At 61.6% G+C, this 11,709-nt stretch carries 12 protein-coding genes; 1 reads left to right on the top strand and 11 read right to left on the bottom strand.

Features of this window, described 5'->3' with window-relative positions:
• Positions 1 to 437 precede the first annotated feature (437 nt).
• Positions 438 to 665, top strand: a complete 228-nt coding sequence (locus FHX11_RS29865) for a hypothetical protein (RefSeq protein WP_210292555.1) — start codon at positions 438 to 440, stop codon at positions 663 to 665.
• Between the two features lie 99 nt (positions 666 to 764).
• Here the strand turns inward: FHX11_RS29865 and FHX11_RS22665 are convergent, their stop codons facing one another.
• The 11 genes from FHX11_RS22665 to FHX11_RS22615 form a co-directional block, all read right to left on the bottom strand.
• Positions 765 to 923 carry a hypothetical protein gene (locus FHX11_RS22665; RefSeq protein WP_184361153.1) on the bottom strand — a complete coding sequence of 53 codons (159 nt, stop codon included), beginning with the start codon at positions 921 to 923 and terminating at the stop codon, positions 765 to 767.
• Between the two features lie 166 nt (positions 924 to 1,089).
• A complete protein-coding gene (locus FHX11_RS22660; RefSeq protein WP_184361150.1) occupies positions 1,090 to 1,293 on the bottom strand; it encodes a hypothetical protein in 204 nt (67 codons plus the stop codon).
• Between the two features lie 152 nt (positions 1,294 to 1,445).
• Positions 1,446 to 2,195, bottom strand: a complete 750-nt coding sequence (locus FHX11_RS22655) for an ABC transporter ATP-binding protein (protein WP_184361148.1) — start codon at positions 2,193 to 2,195, stop codon at positions 1,446 to 1,448.
• Complete coding sequence (locus tag FHX11_RS22650) at positions 2,192 to 3,025, bottom strand: ABC transporter ATP-binding protein (protein WP_184361145.1); 834 nt, start codon at positions 3,023 to 3,025, stop codon at positions 2,192 to 2,194. Before FHX11_RS22650 ends, FHX11_RS22655 begins: the two co-directional genes overlap by 4 nt.
• Positions 3,022 to 3,948 carry an ABC transporter permease gene (locus tag FHX11_RS22645; protein ID WP_184361142.1) on the bottom strand — a complete coding sequence of 309 codons (927 nt, stop codon included), beginning with the start codon at positions 3,946 to 3,948 and terminating at the stop codon, positions 3,022 to 3,024. The genes FHX11_RS22650 and FHX11_RS22645 overlap by 4 nt, the downstream gene beginning before the upstream one ends.
• On the bottom strand, positions 3,945 to 5,012 hold the full coding sequence (locus tag FHX11_RS22640; protein ID WP_184361139.1) for an ABC transporter permease: 1,068 nt from the start codon (positions 5,010 to 5,012) through the stop codon (positions 3,945 to 3,947). Before FHX11_RS22640 ends, FHX11_RS22645 begins: the two co-directional genes overlap by 4 nt.
• Positions 5,013 to 5,033: 21 nt before the next feature.
• A complete protein-coding gene (locus FHX11_RS22635) occupies positions 5,034 to 6,674 on the bottom strand; it encodes an ABC transporter substrate-binding protein (RefSeq protein WP_184361136.1) in 1,641 nt (546 codons plus the stop codon).
• Between the two features lie 38 nt (positions 6,675 to 6,712).
• The gene (locus FHX11_RS22630; RefSeq protein WP_184361581.1) at positions 6,713 to 7,780 is read right to left on the bottom strand and encodes a dipeptidase; all 1,068 of its coding nucleotides are present in this window, start codon (positions 7,778 to 7,780) and stop codon (positions 6,713 to 6,715) included.
• Positions 7,781 to 7,950: 170 nt separating this feature from the next.
• Positions 7,951 to 8,976, bottom strand: coding sequence for an ABC transporter permease (locus tag FHX11_RS22625; protein ID WP_184361133.1), 1,026 nt, complete (start codon positions 8,974 to 8,976; stop codon positions 7,951 to 7,953).
• 33 nt (positions 8,977 to 9,009) lie between these two features.
• Positions 9,010 to 10,551, bottom strand: coding sequence for a sugar ABC transporter ATP-binding protein (locus FHX11_RS22620; RefSeq protein WP_184361130.1), 1,542 nt, complete (start codon positions 10,549 to 10,551; stop codon positions 9,010 to 9,012).
• Positions 10,552 to 10,624: 73 nt separating this feature from the next.
• Positions 10,625 to 11,554: a sugar ABC transporter substrate-binding protein gene (locus FHX11_RS22615; protein ID WP_184361127.1), complete on the bottom strand. Its 930-nt coding sequence runs from the start codon at positions 11,552 to 11,554 to the stop codon at positions 10,625 to 10,627.
• Positions 11,555 to 11,709 lie beyond the last annotated feature (155 nt).

Here is an 11,709-nt window from a genome sequence, read left to right as displayed (position 1 = left end):
CATTCAGGCGAAGATTTTCACGGGTTCCTTCTCGGGATCATGGCGATCGGGCCATCATTCGAGACAGGCTTCCCATGAAACTTGAGACGCGGCCGGCTGGTGCCGACAGCGGTCCCGATGTGTCAAAAACAATCGATCAGGGTCATGAGGCATTCTCCTTGGCTGACTTCCACATCAGGAATCAGGGTATTACAGACTGAGCCCTGCATATCCCGAAGAAGATGAACTTAAACTGAACTCCCTCAAAAGATTCGCAAATTCGTCTCAAGCGCGATTTTTCTCAGGACGGGAAATGGCCGGCAGGGCGCGGACCGGCGGGAAATGCCGGCAGCCGAAACGGGAACGACGCCGGCGGCACGCTTCCAGCGCTCGCGCCGACCTCGTGGCCAACCGCCATGTCGATAGTGGTGTTCATGCACCGGAACCGCCCTCGCGCCATGAGCACGATTCCACCCGCTGTCGTGCGCGGCCTCCGCTTTTGCCATGCCTCCGCCCCACGTCTTTATTTTATATTTTGGCGAAGCTTACTGTTTTCCCGCCGCGCATTCTATCGGCAACGGGAAATTTTCTTTGCCTGGCAAAGTTCCGGCGATGAGGGAAAAGAAGAAGCGCCGGAGAAAAGCGGCGCGATTCAAGGATATCACAGACCGATCTCCGGCCCGTGAGATACAATATCCGGAATTGAGAAGAAGTTCGGCGCGCAAAACAGCAGCGCACGCCTTGATCGTCACCGGTCCACCGCCTGTGTCGTTGCGGTGAAACGCTCAGACGACGATGCCGCACACGATGGCGACGACGAACAGGAAAGCAGCGGAAAACAGCGCAACGTGGATCGCAGTCTGGATCTTATGCCGCGTCGTGGCGACGCGCTTCGAACCATCGAACTGATTCACATGCGTATTCGACATACCCAAATTCGCCATGTGTTGCCTCCGTTGGTCTTTTTTCGATGTCTTGCGGGATAAACCCGCGCCTCACATTCATATATTCTCTATCAATTAGGTAGAGATGTTTTTGCGTCCAGAGGCTCGCTGGCGAAAAAATAAACCTCTGGAAAGAGTTGGACCCGAAAAACCGGCCGTCCCGAATTCAGCGAAGCCGAAGCTCGGCGGAGATGCGGCGAACCCAGGTCAGGGTGCGCTCCATGGCGCCTGCCTCATGAGCCGATGTTTCCGTCACAGCGATGTGACGACGGCTCTTTTCTTCCGGCAGAGTGACGGTCGTCACATCCTCTTCCTTCGCCGGTACCGGCGGATGAAGATAGCCCATGGTCATGCCACCCATGAAAAACATGTCTGCCTCCATTCGCGTCGACCCGGAAACCGGGATCACGAAAGTTAACCGTCATTAACGAGATCATGACAGAAATGCGGCAGGAGTCAATAGTCTATACGATTGGTCGTCTTTCGGCACCGGATTCGTTAACACGGGCCGGCGCCATCGGCTCAATCGCGGACGAACCCCTTGCTGGCGATCATCAGGTTGCGGGTATAGTCCTCCTGGACATTGCCGGCCGCAAGATCGCGGGCAGCCAGCCGCTCGACCACGGCGCCGTTCTGCATCACCACCAGGCGCTCGCACATATGGGTGACGACGCCGAGATCGTGGCTGACCATCACGAACGTCAAGTGGCGATCCCTACGGACCTGCTCCAGGAGATTGAGCACTTCCGCCTGCACGGAGGCATCCAGCGCCGAGGTCGGCTCGTCGAGCAACAGCACGGACGGCTCGACGATCAGGGCGCGGGCGATCGCCACGCGCTGGCGCTGGCCGCCGGAGAGCTGGTGCGGATAGCGGAAGCGGAAGCCGGAGCCAAGACCCACCTCGTCGAGCGCCCGGGCGATGCGCGTCTCGCTGTCGCCGATGCCATGGATCGCCAGGGGCTCCAGCAGCAGCCGATCGATGGTCTGGCGCGGATGCAGCGAGCCATAGGGGTCCTGAAACACCATCTGCACCTGGCGATAGAACGTCTTGTCGCGTTTCGAGCCTTTAAGCGCCTGCCCGTCGACGCGGATCGTACCGGCATTGACCGGCGCCAGACCGGCGACAGCGCGCAGCAGCGTCGATTTGCCCGAGCCGGATTCGCCGACCAGACCGAAGGATTCGCCCCTATTCACATCGATGCTGACCGCATCGAGGGCATAATAACCGTCATAGACGACGCTGAGGCCGTCGACCGCAAGCGCCGCCGTCATGCCGCCCACTCCGGCTTGCGGTCGAGGACCGGCAGCGGATGACGATCCTCGCCGATCACAGGCATGCAGTTCAACAGACCGCGCGTATAGGGATGCTGGGCATTGTTGAGCTCGGAGGCCTTGAGTTCCTCGACGATCTTGCCGGCATACATAACAATCACCCGGTCGCAGAAGGAGGAGACAAGCCTGAGATCGTGCGACACGAAAATCAGCCCCATGCCTCGCTCCGACACCAGCCTGTCCATGATCCTGAGCACATCGAGCTGCACGGTCACGTCAAGCGCCGAGGTCGGCTCATCGGCGATCAGCAGCTCCGGCCCGGCGATCAGCATCATCGCGATCATCACGCGCTGGCCCATGCCGCCGGAGACTTCATGCGGATGCAGGTCGTAGACGCGCTTGGGATCGCGGATCTGCACGGCCTCCAGCATGGCAAGCGCCCGTTCGCGCGCTTCCGCCCTGCTCACCTTCTCATGCGTGCGCAGCGTCTCGGTGATCTGCCGGCCGATGGACATGACCGGATCGAGTGAATATTTCGGGTCCTGCAGCACCATGGCGATGCGCTTGCCGCGTAAGGAGCGACGCTCCTTGGCCGGTATCGACAAGAGGTCGATGCCGCTGAAGTTCAGCCGGTCGGCGGTGACGATGCCATGCGAGGACGTCAGGCCCATGATGGCGCGGCCGGTCTGCGATTTGCCGGAACCGCTTTCGCCGACGATGCCGAGCCGCTCGCGGCCGAGCGTGAAGGAGACGCCGCGCACCGCCTCGATGACGCCGGTGCGGGTGGGATAGCGAACCTTGAGGTTCTCGACCGTCAACATCGCCGTCATTGGCCGCTCTCCTTCGGATCGAGCGCATCGCGCAGGCCGTCGCCGAGCAGGTTGAAGCCGAGGCTGACGACCAGGATGGCGATGCCGGGCATGGCGGCCACCCACCATTGGTCGAGATAATATTTGAAGCCGGAGGCGATCATCACGCCCCATTCCGGCAGCGGCGGCTGCGCGCCGAGGCCGAGGAAGCCGAGACCCGCCGCCGTCAGGATGACGCCGGCCATGTCGAGCGTGACGCGGACGATCACCGAGGAAACGCAGAGCGGCATGACATGCCGGAAGATGATGCGCAGCGGCGAGGCGCCCATCAGCTGCACGGCGGCGATATAGTCCGAACGCCGCACCGTCATCGTCTCGGCCCGCGCCAGGCGCGCATAGGGCGGCCAGGAGGTGATGGCGATGGCAATGATCGCGTTTTCGATGCCCGCCCCGAGCGCGCCGGCGAAGGCGAGCGCCAGCACCAGCTTCGGGAAGGCAAGGAAGATATCGGTGATCCGCATCAGCACGGTATCGACCCAGCCGCCGAGATAGCCGGAGACCATACCGATGATCAGCCCGATCGGCGCCGAAATAATCGCGACCAGGATGACGATGTAGAGCGTCCATCGCGACCCATAGATCAGGCGCGAGAGGATATCGCGGCCGAGATCGTCGGTGCCGAGAAGATAGCCCGCCGTGCCCGGCGGTTTCAGATAGGCATTGGTGAGGTCACCGATGACGGGCGAATGCGGCGCGATGACATCGGCAAGCGCGGCGATCAGCACCAGCGCAAGGATGATCAGCAATCCGACAACAGCCAGACGATTGGCGGAGAATTGCCGCCAGGTGACATAGGCACGCCCAAGTCTTGCCTGCCGACGCGACTGCGGCCGGTCCGACAGCAGCCAGTCACGCCAGCTAATTTGCGTGGTTCCAGCCGTCATCTACGTCGCGTCCTTGGATCGAGGGTCCGATAAAGCAGATCGGAAAGCAGGTTGATGCCGATGAAGACCGTGCCGATGACGATGGTGCCGCCGAGCACGGCGTTCATGTCGGCATTGCGCAGCGAGCTGGTGATATAGAAGCCGATGCCCGGCCAGGAGAAGACGATCTCCGTCAGCACCGACCCTTCGAGCAGCGATGCATAGGACAGCGCGATCACCGTGATCAGCGGTACCATGGCGCTGCGCAGAGCATGCCCCCAGATCACCCGCGTTTCCGACAGCCCCTTGGCGCGGGCAGCGACGATATATTCCTGGCTGAGTTCGTTCAGCATGAAGCTGCGCGTCATGCGGCTGATATAGGCAAGGGAGAAATAGCCGAGCAGCGAAGCCGGCAGGATGATATGGCGGAACACGTCCCAGAAGACGTCCCACTGCCCCTGCAGGGCGCTGTCGAGGAGGAAGAAGCCGGTGACCGGCGTAAAACTATATTCGTAGGCGATGTCGATGCGGCCGGGATAGGCCACCCAGCGCAATTGCGCATAAAAGATCACGAGCGCTACCATCGCCAACCAGAAGACCGGCAGCGAATAGCCGACAAGGCCGATGACGCGAACGATCTGGTCGATCAGGCTGTTGCGGCGCACGGCGGCGAGCACGCCGAAGGGAACGCCGATGACCGCGCCGATGATCGTCCCGACGGTGGCAAGCTCCATGGTGGCCGGAAAGACGCGCCGGATATCGTCCATCACCGGATTGGTCGTCAGCACCGAGGTGCCGAAATCGCCGGTGAGCGCGCTGACCAGATAATAGTAGAATTGCCGATAGAGCGGCTCATCCAGATGCATTTCGCGGCGCAGCCGCTCCAGCACCTGCGCGGGCGCATGGTCACCGGCGATCGCCAATGCCGGATCGATCGGAATGACGCGTCCGATGAAGAAGGTCACGGCCAGCAGGCCAAGATAGGTCGTGACGGCCACGACGAGGAAGCGCAGCACGCCCATCAGAATGGGCGCGGCACGGCCCTTTTTGGGCCGCACCTCCATTTTGCGTTCGACTGTGCTCAAAGGACTAATCCTGCCGGATTATCACTTCGAGACCGGCCAAACGAAGTTGGTGTCGAAGCTCGGGCCGAGCTTGAAGTCCTTCACATCCTTGCGATAGCCGGCCACTTCCGTCTGCTGGAACAGGAAGACGAAGGGGCTGGCATCCAGGTACTTCTTCTGGATATCCTGATACATGGCGCCGCGCTTGGCGGCATCGATCTCGAACAGGGCAGCCTTGGTTTCCTTGTCCAGTTCAGGCGTCGTCCAGGTATTGCGCCAGGCAAGGGTCTTGTTGGTGCTGGTGTCGGCGTTGTCGGGATTGTTCGTGAAGGTATCGGCGTTGGAATGGGGGTCCCAATAGTCGTTGCCCCAGTTGCCGAAATAGATATCGTGGTTACGAGCACGATACTTGGTGAGCTTTTGCTTGCCGTCGCCGGGAATGATCTCAACCTTGATTCCGGCCTGGCCGAGCGTCTGCTGGATCGAGGTGGCCACACCGGTATCCGGCTCGATGCTGCGCACGTCCATCGTCACGGAGAAGCCGTTCGGCAAGCCCGCCTTGGCCAGCAGCTCCTTTGCCTTGGCGACATCGAGCTTGAACGGATTTTCATCCAAGGAGCCAAGCATGCCCTTCGGCTCGAAGGTCTGGTGGACTTCGCCAATGCCCTTGATCAGCGTCTTGCCGATGGCGTCATAGTCGACCAGGTACTTGAACGCCTGCTGCACCTCAGGTTTGGCGAGATTGGCATTCTTCTGGTTGAGGCTGATGTAGTAGATCGTGCCCTTCGGCGCGTTGGTGGAGGCAAGCTGCGCGTTCTTCTCGATGGCGGCAAGATCGGTCGGCGACAGGTTGCGGGCGACGTCGATATCGCCGTTCTCCAGCGCCAGGCGCTGTGCCGAGCTTTCCTTCATGAAGCGATAGATGACGCGGGCGAGCTTCGGCTTTTCGCCGTAATAATTGTCGTTGCGCTCGAGCACGACGGCTTCGTTGGCGCGCCATTCGCGCAGCTTGAACGGGCCGGAACCGGCAAAGCCGGTCTTTAGCCAGCTATTGCCGAAGTCGTTGTCATACTTGAAGTCGGCCGTCGGCGTCGCCGGCTTGACGTGCTGCAGAACCAGCTTCTTGTCGACCACTTCCGCCACCGTCGCCGTCAGGCAGTTCAGCACGAAGCTCGGTGCATAAGGCTTGTCGACGGTGAAGGTGAAGGTGTTCGGGTCGGTAGCCTTGGCCTTTTCCGTCACGTTGTCGCCGTTGAGGCCGAACTGGGTGAGAATGAAGGCCGGGCTCTTGTCGAGCTTGACGACGCGCTCGAAGGACCAGGCGACATCCTCGGCGGTGATCGGATTGCCGGAGGCGAATTTCAGGCCGGGCTTCAGCTTGAACGTATAGGTCAGGTGATCGTCGGAGACCGACCAGCTCTCGGCAAGATCGCCCTGGATCTTGGACGTGTCGTTGATATCCAGGCGAACGAGCAGGCTATAGCTATTGCCGGTGATCTCGGCGGCGGAAAGCTCGTAGGCCTCGGCCGGGTCCATGCTGAGAATATCGTCGAAGGCGAAGCCTTCGACCAGCGTGTCCTTCGGCGTTTCGGCGAACGCGCTGGGCGCCGCCATGGTCAGCAGCGCCAGAGCCGCACCGGCCGAAAGGACGCGGAAGCGGCGGTTCATCCTGGTCATCATCATGTTTTTATTCCCCTGATTTGAACGCTTATCGATACTGTTCATGCACGCGGCGCGCGGCTTTCTCCCCAGGCGGACGCCAGAATGCGAAGCCAGTTCTCCCGGCACAACTTCGCAAGATCGGCCTCACCATAGCCAACGTTCCGAAGGGCAGCAATCAGCTTTTGATTGCCCGCGGCATCGCCGATATCGGCCGGAATCGTCGCTCCGTCGAAGTCCGATCCGAGGCCGACGCAGTCGATGCCGACGCGCTCCACCATATGATCGACATGGCGCACCATCGCATCGATCGGCGTATTGGCGTCCGAACGGCCATCCGCGCGCAGCATGGCGGTGGCATAGTTGAGCCCGACGATACCGCGGCTTTCCTTGATGGCGTCGAGCTGCTTGTCGGTGAGGTTGCGGGCCACCGGCGTCAAGGCATGGGCATTGGAGTGGCTGGCGACCAGCGGCTGGTCCGAGGTTTTCGCCACGTCCCAGAAGCCCTTTTCGGTGATATGGGCGAGATCGATGACGATGCCGAGCCGGTTGCATTCGCGCACCAAAGCAAAACCGGCCTCCGTCAGCCCAGGCCCGGTATCCGGCGAACTCGGAAAGGCGAAGGGCACGCCATGGGCAAAGACATTGTTGCGGCTCCAGACCGGACCGAGCGAGCGCAGGCCCGCCGCATAGAAGGTTTCCAGCGCCGCAAGATCGGCGTCGATCGCCTCGCAGCCTTCCATGTGCAGGACGGCGGCGAAGATGCCCTTGTCCATGCAGTCGCGGATTTCGGCTGTGGAACGGCAAAGCTTCCAGGCGCCGGCGCGATCGAGCCTGAGCGCGATCGCCGCCATTTCCAGCGCGATGTCGAGCGACGGCGGCCGTTCCAGCGGCTCGGCCAGCGGCGTGGCATAATGGCCGTTGCGGTCGGGCTCGGCGAAGACGAGATGGCCCGACGGAATATAGATGGCGCAGAGGCCGCCGGCCAAACCGCCCGCCCTGGCGCGCGGCGCATCGATGTGACCGGTCGATATCCCATCCCTGAATTCGGCGACCGGATCGGTGCCTTCATGCGAATGGTGCCAGAGTCTCAGCAGAACGTCGTTGTGGCCATCGAATACGGATTGCATCATCTATCCTGGAATGAAGCGCTCGAGTGCGCGGAGGGAAAGCGGCAAGAATAGAAAAGATGGCGGGATTCGCCATACCCCCGTGAAAAAAATCTGCACCGGAACGCGACAAGGAAAAAGGCGGGAGCAAGAGCTCCCGCCTCCAAATGGCTGACGATGTCTCGGCTGCGTCAGCGCTTGGCGCGCTTCTTTTGCCGGTAGACGTCGACGGCGACGGCGGCGACGATGATCAGGCCCTTGGCGATTTCCTGGTAGTAGGCATCGACGTTGAGGAAGGTGAAGCCCGAGATCATCACGCCGAGGATCACCGTACCGATGATCGTACCGGTGATGCGGCCGACACCGCCGGTGAGCGAGGTGCCGCCGATGACGGCCGCCGCGATCGCATCCAGTTCGTAGTTCACGCCCATGCCGGCCTGCGCCGTCTGGACACGCGCCGCCGTGATGATGCCGGCAAGGCCCGCCAGCAGGCCGGCGATGGCATAGACCTTGATCAGATGCGCCTCGACATTGATGCCCGAGACGCGCGCCGCCTGCAGGTTGGCGCCGATCGCGTAGGTGAACTTGCCGTAGCGCGTGTAGCGCAGCACGATATGGAAGATCAGCGCGACGAGCAGAAAGACGATAACGGGCCAGATGCCGGAACCGATGAAGTTGAACTGATCGGTAAGACCCGAGATCGGCTGGCCCTTGGTATAGAGCTTCGACAGGCCGCGCGCCGAGACCATCATGCCGAGCGTGGCGATGAAGGGCGGAATCTTCGTCTTCGTGATGAGCTGGCCGTTGATGAAACCGGCCAGCAGGCCGATCAGCAGGCCGATGCCGATCGGAACGAAGAACGGCAAGTCCGTCAGCGACGGATAGAGCGCCCGCGCCCAGGTGGAGGACTGCGCAAAACTCGCCGCCACCATGGCCGTGAGGCCGACCACGGAGCCGGACGACAGATCGATGCCGCCGGTGATGATGACCTGCGTCACACCGACGGAGATGATGCCGATGACCGAGACCTGCAGGATCATGATCTTCAGGCGCTGCAGGTTGAGCAGGAAGCTCTGGCCGACAAAAATCCAACCGAGGATCTCGCAGACGAGCGCGATGCCGATCAGCACCAGAAAGATACCGAGTTCCGGCGGCACGCGACGGCGCCTCGGACGCGTCACCGCCGGCGCGGTCGCCTCTGCAACTTTGCTAACCATGGTTCAATCCTCCTTTGCGATGGCCGGTGCGTGTCATTGCGCCGCCAGTTCCATCACCTTGACTTGGGTTGCTTCCGCGCGATCGAGGAAACCGGTCACCCGCCCCTCATGCATCACCATGATGCGGTCGCTCATGCCGAGCACCTCGGGCATCTCCGAAGAGATCATGATGACAGCGACACCGGTGCGCGCCATTTCCGTGACCAGACGATGAATTTCCGCCTTGGCGCCGACGTCGATGCCGCGGGTCGGCTCGTCCAGGATCAGGATGCGCGGATTGGTGAGCATCCAGCGGCCGATCAGCGCCTTCTGCTGGTTGCCGCCGGACAGGTTCTCGATACGCTCGTCGAGGTTCGGCGTCTTGACGCGCAGCTTACGCGCCATCTCCTCGCAGGCCTGCTCTATCGAGCCCTCCTGCACGAAGCCGCCGCGCACGAACTTGTCGTGCAGCACGGCGATCTGCATGTTTTCGAGCACGCTGAGGATCAGAAGACAGCCCGTATCCTTGCGGTCCTCCGTCAGGAACGCCATGCCGTGGCGGATCGCCACCGCCGGCGTCGTCACCTCGACCTTCTTGCCGAAAAGCTCGATCGTGCCGGACGAGGCCGGCGTCACCCCGAACAGGGCTTCGGCGACATTCGAGCGGCCGGAACCGACCAGCCCGGCGACGCCGAGGATCTCGCCGGCCCTCACATCGAAGGAGACATTGGAAAACACGCCGTTCAGGCTCAGATCTTTGACGGACAGAACCGTCTCGCCGATCGGCACCTCCTCCTTCGGGAACATCTGGGTGATCTCGCGGCCAACCATCATGCGGATGATGTCGTCGCGCGTCACGTCGGTGGAAGCATGCGTGCCGATATATTTGCCGTCGCGGAACACCGAGAATTCGTCGGCGATCTCGAACAGCTCGTTCATCTTGTGGGTGATGTAGACGATGCCGATGCCCTGTTCGCGCAGGCCGCGGATGATGTCGAAGAGGTGGGTCACCTCGCGCTCCGTCAGCGCCGAGGTCGGCTCGTCCATGATGAGCACGTCGGAATCATAGGAGACCGCCTTGGCGATCTCGACCATCTGACGGCTGGCGACGGAAAGCTCGCGCACCTGGATTTCGGGATCGATGGTGATGTTCAGGCGGCGGAAGAGCTCTTCCGTCTTCCTGTTCATTTCAGCGTGATCGACGAAGCCCAGGCGGTTTTTCGGCTCGCGGCGAATCCAGATATTCTCCGCAACCGTCATGAACGGCATCAGGTTGAGCTCCTGATGGATCATGGCAATGCCGTTTTCCAGCGCGTCGAGCGGCGATTTCAGGCGGATTTCAACGCCCTTCAGCAGCACTTCGCCCTGATCCGGCACATAAATGCCGGCGAGAATCTTCATCAGCGTCGACTTGCCGGCGCCGTTTTCGCCCATCAGCGCATGCACGGTGCCGCGCTTCAGGCGGAAGGAAACGTCATCGAGGGCGACGACACCCGGAAATTCCTTGCGGATGCCTTCGGCACTCAGCAGATAGGCGGCATTGGGGACCGCGCCGCTGGCGCGCACCGCCGCCATGGTGGACGGGCTCACAACCATCTTTTTCCTCCCGGGGCCTGTCGGAATTGCAGGGATGCGGGCGCTGTGCCCGCATCCGTCGATAGCGGCGGCGTCAGTTCTTCTTGACGAAGTCCTTGACGTTGGCCGGCGTCACGAGCTGGAAGGGAATGTAGACCTTCTTCTCGACCTTCTCACCCTTGGCGAGTTTCAGCGCGGCATCCACCGCGCCCTTGCCCTGGCCGGCCGCGTCCTGGAACACGGTGACCTTGAGATCGCCGGCCTGCATCGCGGCCAGAGCGTCCTGCGTGGCGTCCACGCCGGCGACGACGATCTTGTCGAGCGACTTGCCGGAAGCCTTCAGCGCCTGGATGGCGCCGATCGCCATTTCGTCGTTGTTGGAGATGACGGCGTCGAATTCGATACCGCTGGACAGCCAGTTGGTCATCAGGTCGGCGCCCTGGGTGCGCTGCCAGTTGGCAGTCTGCTCCTGGACGATGCTGATGCCCTTGCATTCGTCGGTGGCGAGAACGTCATGAACGTCCTTGGTGCGCATGCGGGCGGCCTGGTTGGACAGTTCGCCCATCATGACGACGGCCTTGCCCTTGCCGCCGAGAAGCCGGCAGACTTCCTTGGTTTCCAGCGTGCCGGACTCGACCTCGTTCGAGGCCACGAAGGCCTGGCCTTCCGGCAGGCTGTCGACGTTCGCCGGCTCGCGGTTGACGTAGATGAGCGGGATCTTCGCCTCGGCCGCCAGCTTCGAGATGGCGGCGGTTGCGTCGGTATCGACCGGGTTGACGATGATGGCGTCGACCTTACTGGCGATGAAGTTCTGGATCTGGCTCTGCTGCTTGGCGATGTCGTTCTGCGCGTCTTCGACCTGCAGCGTCACGCCCTTCTGGGTCTTGGCGTAATCCTGCATGCCGTTGCGCAGAACGGTCAGGAAGTTGTCGTCGAACAGCGCCATCGATACGCCGATGGTTTCCGCATGCGCCGCGGTCGACAGCATAAGCGCCATTGCAGAGCCAAGAATGAGTTTTCTCATGATTTTCCTCCCGATTATGGTGCCCGGCCGCACCCCTCCTTGATGCCGGAACCCTCGGTCTCGACCGCAGGGCCAACAATCCTGGCAATCGTCACTCCCATAACGATGCCGACAAAACGGAACAAACAAACCGTAAAATTCTCTATGCGGAATAT

The organism is Rhizobium sp. BK602, from assembly GCF_014195095.1.
In the GTDB taxonomy this organism is placed as follows: Bacteria; Pseudomonadota; Alphaproteobacteria; order Rhizobiales; family Rhizobiaceae; genus Rhizobium.
Note: the sequence above shows the minus strand (reverse complement) of the source record. Positions and strands in the feature narration are given on the sequence as shown.